Raw genomic sequence first — 17250 nt, 5'->3', positions numbered from 1 at the left:
ATGATCAATAAATTAGTGGAAAATATCAAAAAGACAAATGCACCGATCGTAGTAGGACTGGATCCGATGCTGGGCTATATTCCGGATCACGTTAAGGAAAAGGCGTTTGGAGAGTTTGGAGAAACGCTGGATGGGGCGGCAGAGGCAATCTGGCAGTTTAACAAAGCCATTGTAGATCAGACATACGATCTGATCCCAGCAGTAAAACCACAGATCGCTATGTATGAGCAGTTTGGGATCCCGGGTCTGATGGCCTTCAAAAAGACTGTTGATTACTGTAAGGAAAAAGGACTGGTTGTCATCGGAGATATCAAGCGCGGCGATATCGGCTCTACTTCCGCTGCCTATGCGACAGGCCATATCGGAAAAGTGACAGTTGGAAGCAAGAGCTATGCACCGTTTGACGAAGATTTTGTGACGGTCAATCCGTACCTCGGATCAGACGGAGTGAACCCGTTCATCGATGTCTGCAAAGAAGAGAAAAAAGGACTTTTCATCCTTGTAAAGACATCCAATCCATCAAGCGGAGAATTTCAGGATCAGCTGATCGATGGACGCCCGCTCTATGAACTGGTCGGAGAGAAAGTGGCAGAGTGGGGAGAAAGCTGCATGGGAGATGAGTACAGCTACATTGGAGCGGTAGTAGGCGCGACATATCCGGAGATGGGAAAAGTGCTCAGAAAGATCATGCCGAAATCCTACATCCTCGTACCGGGTTACGGAGCCCAGGGAGGACAGGGAAAAGACCTTGTACATTTCTTCAATGAAGACGGACTTGGTGCTATCGTCAACTCGTCAAGAGGTATCATTGCAGCATATAAACAGGAAAAATACGCAAAATTTGGAGCTGAGAATTTTGCTGATGCATCAAGAGCGGCAGTGGAAGATATGATCGCAGATATCAGCCAGGCGCTCGGCAACAGATAAATCAGGCAAGGGGAAAACGAAATGGCAGAAAGAGAAAAAGAATTGGCAGTTGTCTCTTCACAGGAGCAGCTGGCAGATGGAATCTTCAGTATGTGGCTGAAGACGAAAGCATCGCAGAACGCGGTTCCGGGACAGTTTATTTCCATGTACACAAACGATGGAACAAAGCTGCTGCCGCGACCGATCAGTATCTGTGAGATTGACAAAGAAAAAGGAATGCTCCGGGTCGTATACCGGGTAACCGGGGAACATACCGGGACAGAAGAATTTTCAAGGATGAAGGAAGGAGACACTCTTCCGGTCATCGGACCGCTTGGAAACGGCTTCCCGCTGGAAGCGGCACGCGGAAAGAAGGCGTTTCTCATGGGCGGAGGGATCGGAGTACCGCCGATCTTAGAACTGGCAAAACAGCTTGACTGTGAAAAACAGATTATCGTAGGGTATCGCGATGCCCAGACTTTTTTGAGAGAAGAGTTTGAGGCTAATGGAAGCGTCTATATATCCACAGAAGATGGAAGCGTGGGAACAAAAGGAAATGTCATGGACGCCATCCGGGAAAATGATATCACGGCAGATGTGATCTATGCGTGCGGACCGACGCCGATGCTTCGGGCAATCAAATCGTATGCCGAAGAAAAAGGAATTTCGTGTTACATCTCTCTGGAAGAGAGAATGGCCTGCGGGATCGGAGCCTGCCTTGCGTGTGTGTGCAAGACAAAGGGAGTTGATCATCACAGCCATGTACACAATGCACGAATCTGTAAAGATGGTCCGGTATTTCTTTCTACGGAGGTGGAATTATAATGGCTGATACAAGAGTAAATATCGCGGGAGTAGAATGGAAAAATCCGGTTACAACAGCATCCGGGACATTTGGATCCGGTGCAGAGTTTTGTGATTTCGTGGATCTGAATAAACTTGGAGCTGTCACGACAAAAGGGGTGGCCAACGTACCGTGGGAAGGAAACGCGACGCCGCGCGTAGCGGAAGTGTACGGTGGAATGATGAACGCGGTGGGACTCCAGAATCCAGGGATTGATGTGTTCTGCGAGAGAGATATCCCGTTTCTGCGCCAGTATGATACGAACATCATCGTAAATGTGTGCGGACGTTCAGAGGAAGACTACTGTGAAGTCGTAGAACGACTGGCCAATGAGGACGTGGATATGCTGGAGATCAACATCTCCTGCCCGAATGTGAAAGAAGGAGGAATCGCATTCGGCCAGAATCCAAAAGCCGCAGAAGCCATCACAAAAGCAGTGAAGAAATACGCAAAACAGCCGGTTATCATGAAGCTGAGCCCGAATGTCACAGACATTACCGAGATGGCAAGGGCGGTAGAAGCAGGGGGAGCGGATGCGGTATCCCTCATCAATACACTGACCGGTATGAAGATCGATATCAACAGAAGACAGTTTGTCCTGGCCAATAAGACAGGAGGAGTATCCGGGCCGATCGTGAAACCGATCGCGGTACGCATGGTGTACCAGGTGGCAAATGCGGTGGCCATTCCGGTCATCGGAATGGGAGGTATCTCCACTTGGGAAGACGCTGTGGAGTTTCTTCTTGCGGGAGCAAGCGCAGTGTCCGTCGGAACAGCAAACTTTTTCCAGCCAAACGTCACGGAAGAGATCGCTGCAGGAATCGAAGCCTACATGGACAAAAACGGATTTGGAACGGTGGCTGACATGGTCGGTATCGTAAAATAGAACAAAGAGCATAAAAGCCCATAAATATGGAGGTTAATGAGATATGGAACAGTATAAGCAGGAATTTATTGAGTTTATGGTGGAGAGCGACGTGCTGAAGTTTGGAGAATTTACTTTGAAAAGCGGAAGGAAATCTCCGTTCTTTATGAATGCAGGAGCCTATGTGACAGGATCACAGTTGAAAAAACTTGGCGAGTACTATGCAAAGGCGATCCACAATACATACGGAGACGATTTTGATGTGCTGTTCGGACCGGCGTACAAAGGGATTCCGCTTGGTGTAGTGACAGCTATCGCATACAGCGAACTGTACGGAAAGGAAGTACGCTACTGTTCAGATCGCAAGGAGGAGAAGGATCACGGAGCAGATAAGGGAAGTTTCCTTGGAAGCAAGCTGAAAGATGGAGACAGAGTCATTATGATCGAAGACGTGACCACATCCGGAAAGTCTATGGAAGAGACAGTGCCGAAGGTAACAGGTGCAGCAGATGTGGAGATTGTAGGACTTATGGTTTCTTTGAACCGTATGGAAGTCGGAAAAGGCGGGGAGAAGTGCGCGCTTGATGAAGTAAAAGATCTGTACGGATTTGAGACAAATGCCATTGTGACGATGGAAGAAGTGGTGGAACACCTGTACAATAAGCCGTGCCAGGGCCGTATTGTCATCGATGATGCATTAAAATCAGCGATTGATGCATATTATGAACAGTATGGAGTGAAATAAGGAGGCTTGAAGGCATGGAGGAAAAAGTATACCGTAACATGGGAGTCATAGGAGCGGGAAACATCGCTGTCGGTGTGGTCATGATAACTGTAGGCGTGGTGTGCGGCATCCTTTCGATCATCGGAGGCGCCCGTCTGTTTAAGAATCAGAAGCGTCTGACATTTTAGGCGGGGATGAGCAGTGAGGACACAAGACAAGAAATGGCTTAGACGTTTCGGAAAACTATTGTTCGTTTTATATATTTTATTCCTGTTCTGGTTTCTGCTTTTCTCAGACTGGTACGGCAGAAACAGCGCCGGTATGCGGGAATACCATTATAACCTGGAATTATTCCGGGAGATAAGGAGATTCTGGATCTACAGAGAGCAGCTCGGATTTCTGACATTTGCCAATCTGGCCGGGAATGTGCTTATCTTCATACCGTTTGGATTTTTTATGCCTATGGCCAGCAGATACTGGAACAGAAGCTTTTTCCTTACGGTATTCTACAGTTTCGGGCTAAGTTTTTTTGTGGAAGTATTTCAGCTTCTGACAAAAGTGGGAAGCTTCGATGTGGATGATTTGCTTTTAAATACCATCGGCGGTTTATTTGGGTATATTCTTTTTATGATTTGCAATGGAATAAGGAGACGCTATGTTAAGAAGACACAGAGGCGAAGAAAGAGGACGTGAGAAAGTCCGGAACAGACAAGAGAGAGGGCGGAAAAAGCACAGCAGGAAACAAGATAAGGACAGGCTTCTCCATTCCAGGAGGGGAGTGTCTTCCTGTGTTTATGCGGGGCTGATCTTTGCCACGCTGATTGCGATGATCGTTATTTCATGTGTGACAAAGGGAAATGCTCCGGCCTGGATCGGTGGGCTTGCGCTGGTAACGTTTTTTGGATCGTGGACCGGCATCATAACAGGATTCCGTGGATTTAAGGAGCGGGATAAAAATTATATTACATGCAAGGTAGGAGTAGTCTGCAATATGCTTTTGCTGGCTGGCTTTGCAGGAATATTTATCAGGGGGCTGATATAGGACATGGAAGAATCATTTGTAACAGAGCGATATGATCTCACGCTCGGGAGGCTTCAGGAGATCCTGAGAGAGGAGACCACAAAGGGAAAATACCGTGACTACTTCCGAAAGACGGCAGCATTTTTGCTTCAGCTTTCGGAAGTTCTGAAAAAGGAAAGAGACTGGGAAACGATTTCAGAAAAAGAGATAAAGGAAGAAAATCAGTCGCTTTATGAAGACATCCTTCCGGGGAATTATGGGACAAGCTATGCGGATCCAAAGTATGCGACGGAAAAATTCGGAGAGAAGTTCGGCAGGTTTTTGAGTGCAGTCTATGCAGAAATGCGGACAGGGATCGTGTATGCATATGAGAAGAAGACAGAATATCTGGCAATCTTAAATGAATTGTTCATCGAGATTTACAACTGTTTTGAGGAAGAGGAAGAACCAGCATATGAAAGGATTGCCGACATCCTTTACTGGTACGCAAATGATTACTGTGAAGTGTTTGCAGCGGATCGGATTCTCGACCAGATCGATCCGGGCAGGTCTTTTGCATATGACATTATCTGCAAAAGTGATTTGAACGATCTCAGATATCTGTATCGCTTTGGCGAGTACATCACGGAAAATGAGATCCGCACGGCAGAGTATCTGAACGGGCTTTCGGAAGAGACGATTCAGAAGATGGCGGATGTATATACGGAAGGTTTCAGGATGGGATTTGTACTTGGAAATAAAGATCTGTCGAAGAAATCAACGGTCAACATACGCTATAAGATCGGATTCGAGCGGGTTATCCGGGCGGCCATCGAAAATTTTGCCAAGATGGGACTTTCCCCGTCCATCTACAGGGCCGGTGGAAGCGCGATTGTCCGGAGAGGAGCGGCAAAGAACGGTTATTTTGGAGGCAATCCAAACAAACAGTATGATTATGACCACAAAAATGACATGGCGCTCTTTTTGGACAAGCGGTTTATAGAGAGAAGGCTCGAGGTCATGAAGACAGTGTACGAACAGAAGAAAGACCTTGCGGCGGGATTTGCAGGACCAGCGGTCATGGAAGTGTTTGGAGAGAAGCCGTTTTCTCCGGAGAGAAAACCGGAAGCGATAAGCTTCAGCAAAAAGCAGGAAGAGCTTCTCGTCTCCTTTGACGGGAAAGCGGCGCAGATTACAAACATGTATATCAAAGGGGAAGAGCGGAGCTTTACGATCGTCGCGTACCCGGTTCCAGAGATCGGAGCAGATTTCGATGAGATTTTTCAGGAGACGATTCGGATCAACACACTGGATTCTGAGGCTTACTCAAAAGTCCAGCAGATCATTATCGATGCACTTGACAAAGGGGAGAAAGTTCACATTCTTGGAAAAGGCGGCAACCGGACAGATCTGACAGTAGCACTTTGCCGGCTTTCTGATCCGGAAAAGGAGACTGTTTTTGAAAACTGTGTAGCCGACGTCAATATTCCGGTAGGAGAAGTATTTACTTCCCCTGTGCTGAAAGGAACCAATGGGGTGCTCCATGTGAGCAAAGCATATCTGAAGGATCTTCAGTACGTGGATCTGGAACTGGCATTCCAGGATGGGATGATTACAGATTACAGATGCGGAAACTTTGAAGACAAGGAAGCTGGAAAGGCTTATATAAAAGAAAATATCCTGTTTAATCAGGACACTCTTCCGATGGGAGAGTTTGCCATCGGGACAAATACGACAGCCTACGTAGCAGGACGCAGATACGGCATCGAAGAAAAATTCCCGGTGCTGATCGCCGAGAAGACAGGACCGCATTTTGCTGTGGGCGATACGTGTTATAGCTACAGCGAAGACACAAAGGTCTTCAATCTAAACGGAAAAGAGATCGTGGCAAGGGATAACGAGATCTCCATTCTGAGAAAAGATCAGCCGGAGAAAGCGTATTTCCACTGTCACACGGATATTACTATCCCATACGATGAACTGGATGAGATCGAAGTAATCCGACCGGACGGAAGCGGTATGCTGATCATAAAAGACGGACGGTTTGTCTTGCAAGGGACAGAGATGCTCAATGAGCCTTTGGATGCGTGGGAAGAAAGTCATAAGTAAGACGGGACTACAGTTATAAGAAATTATAATCACTGTACAGGCGGGCATCTGGTTGACAGAGCCCGCTTGTATTAGTAAAATGACTTATAAATAGGAAATTATTTATTAGAAAACTTATAAATCATGCAAAAGCAGAAAGGATGGACATTATGCCAAAAGTAGGAATTGTAATGGGCAGTGATTCTGATATGAAAGTCATGGGTCAGGCCGCGGACATGCTGGAAAAATTAGGAGTGGAGTATGAAATGACGATCATTTCCGCACACCGTGAACCGGATGTATTCTATGAATATGCAAAATCTGCGGAAGAAAAAGACTTCAAAGTGATCATCGCCGGAGCAGGGATGGCAGCACACCTTCCGGGAATGTGCGCAGCGATCTTCCCGATGCCGGTTATCGGTATCCCAATGACAGGAAAAGTTCTGGACGGACAGGATGCACTTTATTCTATCGTACAGATGCCGCCTGGAATCCCGGTTGCGACAGTAGCCATCGACGGAGGAAAGAATGCAGCAATCCTGGCTGCAAAGATCCTGGCTACATCCGATCCGGAACTTTTGGGACGCCTGAAAGCGTTTACGAAAGAGATGAAAGAAGAAGTGGAAGCAAAAGCAGAAAAACTTGCAAAAATCGGATACAAAGAATACTTGGCTCAGAAAGCAGCAAAATAGGGGATCGCTCAGATCCATTTAATGGAGGATGAATCATGGATTATAAGAACGCTGGAGTAGATATTGAAGCTGGTTACAAATCAGTCGAGTTGATGAAAGAACACATCAAAAAGACGATGCGTCCGGAAGTCATCGGAGGACTGGGCGGATTTTCAGGAGCTTTTTCACTGGCAAAAATCAAGGAGATGGACGAGCCTGTGCTGCTGTCCGGCACAGATGGATGCGGGACAAAAGTAAAGCTTGCCATGGTTTTGGACAAGCACGACACGATTGGGATCGACGCAGTAGCCATGTGTGTCAATGACATCGCATGTGCCGGCGGCGAACCGCTGTTCTTCCTTGACTACATTGCCTGTGGAAAAAATGAACCGGAAAAAATCGCCACCATCGTGAGCGGAGTGGCAGAGGGATGCCGCCAGTCTGGTGCGGCTCTTATCGGCGGAGAGACAGCGGAGCATCCAGGCCTGATGGCTGAAGATGAGTACGACCTGGCAGGATTCGCTGTGGGAGTCTGCGACAAAAAAGACATGATCACAGGAGAAAATCTGGAAGCAGGGGACGTACTGATCGGAATCGCATCATCAGGAGTACACAGCAACGGTTTCTCCCTTGTGAGAAAAGTGTTCGATATGAGCCGGGAATCTCTGGAAACATACTACGAATGCCTTGGACGTACACTTGGGGAAGCGCTTCTTGAGCCGACAAGAATTTATGTAAAAGCTCTTGAAAGTATCCGGAAATCCGGAGTGACGATTAAAGCGTGCAGCCATATCACAGGAGGCGGATTCTATGAGAATGTACCGCGTATGCTCCGCGAGGGTACGCATGCAGTCATCAGAAAAGACAGCTATGAAGTTCCGGCTATCTTCAAAATGCTTGCAGAAGAAGGAGATATCGAGGAACAGATGATGTATAATACATTCAACATGGGAATCGGAATGGTCATCGCTGTAAAAGAAAGCGATGTGGAAGCGGCAATGTCCGCCATCGCGGCAGCAGGGGATACATCCTATGTGATCGGTCAGATTGAAGCAGGAGAAAAAGGAGTAACATTATGCTAAGAGCAGCAGTTCTCGTATCCGGGGGAGGCACAAACCTCCAGGCCATCCTGGACGCAGTCAAATGTGGGACGATTACGAATACGGAAGTAGTCGGCGTCATCAGCAACAACAGGAATGCGTATGCCCTCGAAAGGGCAAGAGCTGCCGGTGTTCCGGCGAAATGTGTTTCTCCGAAGGAATTTCAGGATCGGGCAGATTTCAACAAGGCGCTGATGGATGCCATCGATGAGCTTTGTCCAGATCTGATCGTTCTGGCAGGATTTCTTGTCGTCATCCCGTCAGAACTGATCCGAAAATATGAAAACCGGATCATCAACATCCATCCATCTCTGATCCCTGCATTTTGCGGAACAGGGTACTATGGGCTCAAAGTCCATGAGGCGGCCCTGGAAAGAGGGGTAAAGGTCGTTGGTGCAACGGTACACTTTGTGGATGAGGGGACGGATACAGGCCCGATCATTCTCCAGAAAGCAGTCGAGGTACAGGACGGAGACACACCGGAAATTCTGCAGAGACGTGTGATGGAACAGGCAGAGTGGATCATCCTGCCGAAGGCGATCGATATGATCGCAAACGGAAAGGTATCCGTTCAGGGCAGGCATGTCACAATTGTACGATAAGGAGGCCAATATGAAAGTATTAATCGTAGGCGGAGGCGGAAGAGAGCACGCCATAGCGGCAAGTGTTGCAAAAAGCAGCAAAGTAGAAAAGATTTACTGTCTCCCTGGAAATGCAGGGATCGCCCGCATCGCGGAATGTGCACCGATCGGGCCGATGGAATTTGACAAGATTGTTGCCTTTGCAAAAGAAAAAGAGGTTGACTTGACTATTGTGGGAATGGACGATCCCCTCGTAGGAGGACTTGTAGATGAGCTGGAGGCTGCGGGAATCCGGGCATTTGGTCCGAGAAAGAACGCCGCGATCCTGGAAGGAAGCAAGGCGTTTTCCAAAGACTTGATGAAAAAATACAACATTCCGACAGCGGCATATGAAAATTTTGACGATGCTGATAAGGCGCTTGCTTACCTTGAGACAGCGAAATTCCCGATCGTTCTCAAGGCCGACGGACTTGCACTTGGGAAAGGAGTCCTGATCTGCAACACTCTGGAAGAGGCAAAAGAAGGCGTCAAAGAGATCATGACAGACAAAAAATTCGGAGCATCCGGCAACACCATGGTAGTTGAAGAGTTTATGACAGGGCGGGAAGTGTCCGTACTGTCCTTTGTGGACGGAAATGTCGTAAAAACAATGACTTCTGCGCAGGACCACAAAAGAGCAAAAGACGGCGACCAGGGACTCAATACCGGCGGCATGGGTACATTTTCTCCAAGCCCGTTTTTTACAGATGAGATCGCAGCTTACTGTCAGGAGAAACTGTTCCAGCCGACAGTTGATGCCATGAAGGCGGAAGGAAGAGAATTCAAAGGGATCATCTTCTTTGGTCTTATGCTCACAGAAGACGGACCAAAAGTGCTGGAATACAATGCGAGATTCGGAGATCCGGAGGCGCAGGTAGTGCTCCCAAGAATGAAAAATGACATTATCGATGTGATGGAAGCCTGCATCGATGGAACACTGGATCAAGTGGAACTGGAATTCGAGGACAATGCGGCTGTCTGTGTTGTACTGGCATCCGACGGATACCCGGTAGCATACGAGAAAGGTATCCCAATCACAGGTTTTGAGAATTTCGAAGGAAAAGAAGGATATTACTGTTTCCATGCAGGAACGAAAGTAAACGAAAAAGGAGAGATCGTGACAAACGGAGGACGAGTACTTGGCATCACGGCCAAAGGCGAGACTCTCAAGGAAGCACGCGCCAATGCCTACAAGGCAACGGAGTGGATCTCTTTTGCAAACAAATATATGAGACACGATATCGGAAAAGCTATAGACGAGGCGTAGATATTGTTGTACAAAAAGCCATCTCTTTGCCCAAGGGTAGGAGATGGCTTTTTGGGTGTTTGCAAAATGAATAGAAAGCGCATATAATATACGAAAAGAGAGCAGGACACAGGAAGAAGGAATCAAAACATGGTTTATGAGAATATATTGGAAACAGTAGGAAATACTCCGCTTATCCGTCTGCAGCACATGACCGGAAAGGAGGATGCCGAGATTCTTGTGAAGTTCGAGGCAGTCAATGCAGGGGCTTCCATCAAGACAAGAACAGCTCTGGCTATGATCGAGGCGGCGGAAAAAGAGGGGAAACTAAATAAAGACAGTCTGATCGTCGAACCTACAAGCGGAAACCAGGGCATCGGGCTTGCACTTATCGGTGCAGTCAAAGGATACCGCACTGTCATCATCATGCCGGACTCTGTCAGCGAAGAGAGAAGAAAACTTGTAAAGCAGTACGGAGCGGAGGTCAAGCTGATCCACGACGCAGGAAATATCGGGGAATGTATTGCGGAATGTGTGAACACCGCACTGCGGATGGCAGAGGAGGATCCGAATGTCTTCGTGCCGCAGCAGTTTGGAAATGAGAATAATGTAAAAGTTCATTATGAAAAGACAGGAAAAGAAATCCTGAGGCAGGCAGAAAAGAAGATCGACGGTTTCTGTTCCGGGATTGGAACGGGAGGAACGATCACAGGTGTGGGACGGGCGTTGAAGGAAGCCAATCCAGACATAGAAATCTGGGCAGTGGAACCGGAACATGCGGCAGTTCTTTCCGGACATCCGGTAGGCACACATATCCAGATGGGGATCGGAGATGGTATTATCCCGGATATTCTGGATACAAAAATATATGATAGAATCGCGATTGTCACAGACGATGAAGCCATTGAGACGGCAAAGGAGCTGGCAGCCAAAGAAGGACTGATGTGCGGTATTTCCGGTGGAACGAACGTGGCAGCAGCCAGAAGACTTGCCAGAGAGTTGGGGAAAGGTAAGACGGTTGTGACAATCCTACCAGATACAGCGGAACGATATTTTTCCACCCCGCTGTTTGCCTGATTTTTCAGTTTTGTATTTACAAAACATGTGCATCTGTTATATGATTGGTGTAACAAATACGGAAGAAAAGAGCGGAAAATATGAAAGAAATTATCATAGAGATTGATTTTAACAGTGATGAAGCAATCTACATGCAGCTTCGCAATCAGATCATCATGGGCATCGCTGTTGCGGAGATCCAGGAGGGAGATTCCCTTCCGTCAGTGCGAAAACTGTCTGAGAAGATCGGAGTCAATATGCATACGGTCAACAAAGCTTACTCCGTGTTGAAGCAGGAGGGGTTCATAAAGCTTGACCGTAGAAAAGGGGCAGTGATCGCAGTCAGCACCGACAAGCTGGAGGCGCTGGCGGATATGAAAAAGCAGCTCCGCCTGATACTGGCGCGGGGATGCTGCAGAAATATTACCAGGAATGAAGTACACGAGCTTGTGGATGAGATTTTCCAGGAATATCAGGCAGAATAAGAAAATAGCAGGAGGAAACGAATGGAAATAAATTACACAGAACAGGCAAAGGAGACGCTGACAGCAGCGAAAAATTATGCGAAAGAGCTGAAGCATCCTTACATCGGGACGGAGCATCTGCTTCTTGGACTTTGCACGGTGTATTCAGGAGTGGCGGCTCAGGTTCTGGAAATGAATGGACTGAGAAAAGAAGAGATATTAAAAGTAGTAGGGGAACTTGTATCTCCTGTCGGGGAAATATCCGGCAAGACACCGGAGGAAAGCCCAAGGTTTCTTTTTATACTGGAAGAAAGCGCAGGGGAAGCGGAGAAACTCCGCTCGAAAAAGATAGGGACGGAGCACCTGCTCCTTGCTGTGGTACATGATGTGGAGTGTGTGGCGGCAAGAATTCTGATCACTTTGAATGTAAATCTGCAGAAAGTGCTGCAGGACATCCTGTTTGCCATCGGAGAGAATCCGAAAGCATATATGGAAAAGAATGAAAACGGCAATAAAGCGGGTGTTCTGGAGCAATACTGTACCGATCTGACAGAACAGGCAGCAGAAGGACGTCTCGATCCGGTCATCGGCCGAGAAGATGAGATGACGAGGCTGATGCAGATCTTAAGCCGGAGGACAAAAAATAACCCGTGTATGGTCGGAGAGCCGGGAGTCGGAAAGACGGCCATCATTGAAGGTGTGGCTGCTCGTATTGCGAAGGAGGCGGTGCCGGAGAAGATGAAGGACAAGAGAATCCTTTCCCTTGATCTGGCAGCGCTTATCGCAGGATCCAAGTACCGTGGAGAATTTGAGGAAAGGATGAAACGGCTTGTGGCGGAAGTGAAGGCAGAAGGGAACATCATTTTGTTTCTGGACGAGCTTCACACGGTCGTGGGGGCAGGAGGCGCAGAAGGCGCCATGGACGCCTCCAATATCCTGAAACCATCATTGGCGAGAGGCGAGATTCAGCTGATCGGAGCCACGACCATTACCGAATACAGAAAATATATCGAGAAGGATGCAGCACTGGAAAGAAGATTTCAGCCTGTCATGGTAGAAGAACCTTCCAAAGAAGAATCAATCCGGATCCTTCAAGGATTGAAGCAAAAATATGAGGAGCATCACAAAGTCGTTATCAGCCAGGAAGCGCTGGAGGCAGCGGTCATGCTCTCAGACCGGTACATCAGTGACCGCTTCCTGCCGGATAAAGCCATCGACGTTCTCGATGAGGCATGTTCCAAAGCTGCTCTGAAAGGATACAAAGTGCCGGAATCTGCAGAAAAGCTGGAAAGTTTGTGGAAGTCGGCAGGGCAGGAACTGGAACTGGCCGTGAAAGAAGGAAGGATGGCAGAAGCTTCCCTTTTGATGAGGGAAAGAGAAGAGACAAAGAAAAAACTTGATCAGGCCAAAAAACGCATGGCAAGACAGCAGAAAAATAAAAGCACTGTCCTTACGGATAATGAGATTGCCGAGGTAGTGGCAGAGTGGACAAAGATACCAGTCAAGAAGCTGGCTCAGACAGAGAGCGAAAGACTGAAAAAGCTGGAACAGGTGCTGCACAAACGAGTCATTGGACAGAACGATGCAGTAACCGCCGTGGCCAAGGCAGTCAAAAGAGGAAGAGTAGGCCTGAAAGATCCGACACGGCCGGTGGGATCATTTTTGTTCCTCGGACCTACAGGAGTGGGAAAGACAGAACTTTCCAAGGCTTTGGCGGAGGCTCTTTTCGGAGATGAGGAAGCTATGATCCGGATCGATATGTCCGAGTACATGGAGAAACACAGCGTCTCCAAAATGATCGGATCCCCTCCGGGATATGTGGGACATGAAGACGGAGGCCAGCTCAGTGAAAAAGTCCGCAGACATCCGTATTCTGTCGTGTTGTTTGATGAGATAGAGAAAGCGCACCCGGATGTATTCAATATCCTGCTCCAGGTTCTGGACGACGGACATATCACAGATTCTCAGGGACGCAAGATCGATTTTTCTAATACAGTTATTATCATGACGTCCAACGCAGGTGCACAGGCGATCGTGGATGCAAAACGGCTCGGTTTCAATGCGGTGCAGGACGAGAAAGAAGATTACAAAAAAATGCAGTCCAATGTCATGGATGAGGTTAAGCGTCTTTTCCGTCCGGAATTTTTGAACCGAATCGATGAGATCATCGTTTTCCACGCCCTGACAGAAAAGGACCTGCAGCAAATCGTAGGGCTTCTGTGCAAAGACCTCATCAAACGGGCGAAAGTGCAGCTTGATATCACACTGAAAATTCGTGATTCTGTGAAGAAGGCCATTGTAGAAAAAGGAAATGACAGAAAATACGGCGCCCGCCCGCTCCGCCGCGCACTTCAAAGTGAACTGGAAGATCCTATGACAGAAGCGATCTTAAACGGCGAGATCAAAAGGGGAGACACAGTGGAAGCGGGAATGTCCAGAAAGCAGATAAAGTTTACGAAAGTAAATGTCCAGGATAAGGAAGAACATTAATGAAAACAGAGAAAAGGGCAACAGTTTTTCGTGATGAGTATGCTAACCTTCCAGAAAGGTTTGTAAGGAAGATAGACTTGGATTTGAATTATATATTGGAAAAGCAAATTCCAGGATTGCAAAGAGTGTATCTGTTTGGGAGCTGCGCGCGCAAAGAAGTGCGCAGCACAAGCGATATTGATCTTCTCATTGTCACGGAGAAAAAACTGCAGGATCGCAGTCTGGCAGCAGATATTCGGTGGACACTTGATGAGGAGAAAGACGGAGTCAGGACGGATGTCGTCTTTATGAATGAAGAAACAAAAGTGGAAGCTTCTGTTTTTCATGCGGAATTGGACAGAGATAAGAAATTGATATTGGAGGTAAGAGGATGATCAAAAATTCCTATATCGATATTGCACAAAATGATCTGGAATATCTGGAATCAGTAGTGAAAAGCGGGAGCAGGTTTTATAATCAGCTTGCAGTACAATGCCAGCAAGTGGCAGAAAAATATCTGAAAGGTTATCTGGATAAGCTGCTTGTCGATGAAGATGTGTCTGATCTGCTTAGAAAGCATAATATGAAGCGGATTGCTTCCAGGCTAAACGAGATGTACCCGGATCTTGATCTTGATACGATAGGACTCGCATATCTTACAGACTTTTATTTTGACGCGAGATATCCAGGAGACGATTTCTCGGTTGTCACAGAGAAAGAGTTTGGGAAATGTCTTGCCATCATGTATGATACAGTAGAAAAATTAAAGACACTGGACTTGAGATAGTATGCTTATCTTACAGATCCAATGAAAAATATCTCCACAGGAATGAGAGGTACAGCCTTTCATTTAATTTCTGTGGAGATGTTTTTTGAATGATCGTTTATTTAAAAGGACATATCAATGCAACCTGGCAAGGAGATAAAATATATAAAAAAGATATAAATTTTATTACAAAACAGAAAATAGCTGGCAAAAGAGATTCAGTTATTATATAATATGAAAAAACGAAAGAATACCATTAGGAGGATTACAAAATGGCTGCGGTAAAAGAATTATTGCGAGTAGAAAATGATGGGACATTGAGCTTTGGAGACTATACGCTGACTTCCAAAACAAAATTGGAAAATTTTGAGTTCCAGGGCGATTTATATAAAGTAAAAACTTTTGCTGAAATTACAAAGTTAGAGAAAAATGGGATGTTAATCTATGAGTCTGTTCCAGGGACAGCGGTAGAGAAATTCAAAGTGACAGAGGACACGGTAGAATTTGTCGTATCAGGAGAAAAAGATGTCCAGTTTACAGTGGAACTGGAGGCCGGTACAGAATATACGGTATATATGAATGACACAAATGTTGGGAAAATGAAGACAAATCTCAGCGGAAAGCTTAGCGTGAGCGCAGAGTTAAATGCCGGTGCAGAAGTAAGTGTCAAAATTGTAAAAGCATAAGAATATTTTAAGCCGATGAAAAAGAGCCTGCAAATGCCGTAAAGCGTTCGCAGGATCTTTTGCTTTCCATCAAACCTTTGAGAATCCTAATGATTTTATGCGAGCGTGCATTTGTACCATGCATTCTGAGATTCTTTCAATATACCTTGTATTTTCAGTATCACTATTATAAAATAGTAAAAAAATTTTAATAAGATAAATGTACTTGAGAACAGATTGATTACAATGAATAGATGGGGAGAAAAACAATGGCAAAAACGAAGAAAACCGTATTTTTCTGTCAGAACTGCGGACACGAAGAAGCAAAATGGCTTGGTCAGTGCCCGGCCTGCAAAGAATGGAATACATTCGTGGAAGAAAAAGCGCTTCCGACAAAATCAGTAGGACAAGCAGAGCGAAAGAGGGCGGAAGTACTTTCCCTTTCGAATGTGAAGACAGTGGGGGAGGATCGTATCAAGACTGCTATGGAGGAACTGGACCGCGTTCTTGGGGGTGGTATTGTAAGGGGATCACTTGTTCTCGTAGGAGGAGATCCGGGTATCGGGAAATCGACGTTGCTTCTTCAAGTGTGCCAGACACTTGGAGAAAAAGGAGAGCCCGTTTTGTATATATCCGGTGAAGAGTCCGCACGTCAGATCAAACTGAGAGCGGACCGGATGGGGGAATTTTCTGAACATGTGGAGCTTCTTTGTGAGACGAATCTTGAGAGCGTGGAAGATGTCATCAGGAACCGGAAACCAGGGATGGTAGTGATCGATTCTATTCAGACCATGTACAGTGAGGAAATTGGTTCTGCGCCGGGAAGCGTATCACAGGTGCGGGAAGCAACGAATACATTGATGCACCTGGCAAAAGGTCTCGGCATTACGATTTTTATCGTAGGTCATGTGACAAAAGAAGGGACGGTGGCCGGCCCGAGAGTGCTGGAACATATGGTGGACACGGTTTTGTACTTTGAAGGAGACAGGCATGCTTCCTACAGGATCTTGCGGGGCGTCAAAAACAGATTTGGATCGACTAATGAAATCGGAGTGTTTGAGATGAGGGAAAATGGTCTGAAGGAAGTGAAAAATCCATCGGAATTTATGCTGAATGGGCGTCCGGAGAACGCCTCCGGGTCTGTGGTGGCCTGTTCTATGGAAGGAACCCGCCCGATTCTTCTGGAAATCCAGGCCCTCGTCTGTCATACAAATTTCGGAATGCCAAGAAGAACGGCAGCAGGGACAGATTATAATCGAGTGAATCTTCTCATGGCAGTACTGGAAAAGCGTCTCGGTATGCCATTGGGAGACTGTGATGCTTATGTCAATATTGCGGGAGGGATTAAGATGAATGAACCTGCCATCGATCTTGGTATCGTGATGGCGCTTGTATCAAGCTATCAAAACAGGCCTGTGGACGAGCACACAGTTGTCTTTGGAGAAGTTGGCTTAAGCGGCGAAGTAAGGGCCGTCAGCATGGCAAAACAGCGAGTGATGGAAGCAAAAAAACTTGGGTTTAACACGTGCGTGATCCCGGAAGTATCAAAAGAAACAGTGGGACACATAGATGGAATGAAGATTGTGGGAGTCAGCAATGTTGGAGAAGCAATTTCGTACTTCAGATAGTCGGTTTTGTGGATTCAGGTCTGAGATTTCTTTTCGGAAATGCTCAGACCTGTTTTCCGGTTATCAGACCTTACAATGCGGCAAAAACACCTTCTCCGAAAAAAATCAAAAAAAGTAGAAAAAAGGTGTTGACATTTA

General features: G+C 46.7%; 19 protein-coding genes. All 19 read left to right on the top strand.

What is annotated here, in order from left to right; genetic code table 11:
* Entirely contained in the window at positions 1–927 is a 927-nt protein-coding gene (gene pyrF, locus ACLROL_RS05460) for an orotidine-5'-phosphate decarboxylase (protein WP_087202825.1), read from the top strand.
* Positions 928–948: 21 nt separating this feature from the next.
* Positions 949–1731 (top strand): dihydroorotate dehydrogenase electron transfer subunit, encoded by a 783-nt coding sequence (locus ACLROL_RS05455; RefSeq protein WP_087202823.1) that lies wholly within the window; start codon positions 949–951, stop codon positions 1729–1731.
* Entirely contained in the window at positions 1731–2636 is a 906-nt protein-coding gene (locus ACLROL_RS05450; protein ID WP_087202821.1) for a dihydroorotate dehydrogenase, read from the top strand. Before ACLROL_RS05455 ends, ACLROL_RS05450 begins: the two co-directional genes overlap by 1 nt.
* Before the next feature lie 43 nt (positions 2637–2679).
* Positions 2680–3360, top strand: coding sequence for an orotate phosphoribosyltransferase (pyrE, locus tag ACLROL_RS05445; RefSeq protein WP_087202819.1), 681 nt, complete (start codon positions 2680–2682; stop codon positions 3358–3360).
* Positions 3361–3374: 14 nt separating this feature from the next.
* A complete protein-coding gene (locus ACLROL_RS05440; protein WP_204244068.1) occupies positions 3375–3527 on the top strand; it encodes a hypothetical protein in 153 nt (50 codons plus the stop codon).
* Positions 3528–3540: 13 nt separating this feature from the next.
* Complete coding sequence (locus tag ACLROL_RS05435; protein WP_087202817.1) at positions 3541–4032, top strand: VanZ family protein; 492 nt, start codon at positions 3541–3543, stop codon at positions 4030–4032.
* Entirely contained in the window at positions 3995–4381 is a 387-nt protein-coding gene (locus ACLROL_RS05430; protein ID WP_087202815.1) for a DUF6142 family protein, read from the top strand. Before ACLROL_RS05435 ends, ACLROL_RS05430 begins: the two co-directional genes overlap by 38 nt.
* 3 nt (positions 4382–4384) lie before the next feature.
* Positions 4385–6448, top strand: coding sequence for an aminopeptidase (locus ACLROL_RS05425; RefSeq protein WP_413067447.1), 2064 nt, complete (start codon positions 4385–4387; stop codon positions 6446–6448).
* 149 nt (positions 6449–6597) lie between these two features.
* Positions 6598–7119, top strand: a complete 522-nt coding sequence (gene purE, locus ACLROL_RS05420; protein WP_087202812.1) for a 5-(carboxyamino)imidazole ribonucleotide mutase — start codon at positions 6598–6600, stop codon at positions 7117–7119.
* A gap of 35 nt (positions 7120–7154) precedes the next feature.
* A complete protein-coding gene (gene purM / locus ACLROL_RS05415; RefSeq protein ID WP_087202809.1) occupies positions 7155–8180 on the top strand; it encodes a phosphoribosylformylglycinamidine cyclo-ligase in 1026 nt (341 codons plus the stop codon).
* Entirely contained in the window at positions 8174–8800 is a 627-nt protein-coding gene (purN, locus tag ACLROL_RS05410) for a phosphoribosylglycinamide formyltransferase (RefSeq protein WP_087202807.1), read from the top strand. The genes purM and purN overlap by 7 nt, the downstream gene beginning before the upstream one ends.
* Positions 8801–8810: 10 nt before the next feature.
* A complete protein-coding gene (purD, locus tag ACLROL_RS05405; protein ID WP_087202805.1) occupies positions 8811–10085 on the top strand; it encodes a phosphoribosylamine--glycine ligase in 1275 nt (424 codons plus the stop codon).
* Between the two features lie 129 nt (positions 10086–10214).
* Positions 10215–11141 carry a cysteine synthase A gene (gene cysK / locus ACLROL_RS05400; protein WP_087202804.1) on the top strand — a complete coding sequence of 309 codons (927 nt, stop codon included), beginning with the start codon at positions 10215–10217 and terminating at the stop codon, positions 11139–11141.
* 89 nt (positions 11142–11230) lie between these two features.
* A complete protein-coding gene (locus tag ACLROL_RS05395; RefSeq protein ID WP_087202861.1) occupies positions 11231–11605 on the top strand; it encodes a GntR family transcriptional regulator in 375 nt (124 codons plus the stop codon).
* A 21-nt stretch (positions 11606–11626) separates the two neighbouring features.
* On the top strand, positions 11627–14074 hold the full coding sequence (locus ACLROL_RS05390; protein ID WP_287448821.1) for an ATP-dependent Clp protease ATP-binding subunit: 2448 nt from the start codon (positions 11627–11629) through the stop codon (positions 14072–14074).
* Complete coding sequence (locus tag ACLROL_RS05385) at positions 14074–14448, top strand: nucleotidyltransferase domain-containing protein (RefSeq protein WP_287448819.1); 375 nt, start codon at positions 14074–14076, stop codon at positions 14446–14448. The genes ACLROL_RS05390 and ACLROL_RS05385 overlap by 1 nt, the downstream gene beginning before the upstream one ends.
* Positions 14445–14840: a HEPN domain-containing protein gene (locus ACLROL_RS05380; RefSeq protein WP_087202799.1), complete on the top strand. Its 396-nt coding sequence runs from the start codon at positions 14445–14447 to the stop codon at positions 14838–14840. The genes ACLROL_RS05385 and ACLROL_RS05380 overlap by 4 nt, the downstream gene beginning before the upstream one ends.
* A 251-nt stretch (positions 14841–15091) precedes the next feature.
* Entirely contained in the window at positions 15092–15505 is a 414-nt protein-coding gene (locus ACLROL_RS05375; protein WP_087202796.1) for an endosialidase, read from the top strand.
* A 248-nt stretch (positions 15506–15753) separates the two neighbouring features.
* Entirely contained in the window at positions 15754–17112 is a 1359-nt protein-coding gene (gene radA, locus ACLROL_RS05370) for a DNA repair protein RadA (protein WP_087202795.1), read from the top strand.
* The last annotated feature ends 138 nt before the right edge of the window (positions 17113–17250 follow it).

Source organism: Sellimonas sp., assembly GCF_047234585.1.
GTDB lineage: Bacteria > Bacillota > Clostridia > Lachnospirales > Lachnospiraceae > Sellimonas > Sellimonas caecigallum.
This window is presented reverse-complemented; position numbering and strand designations above follow the sequence as displayed.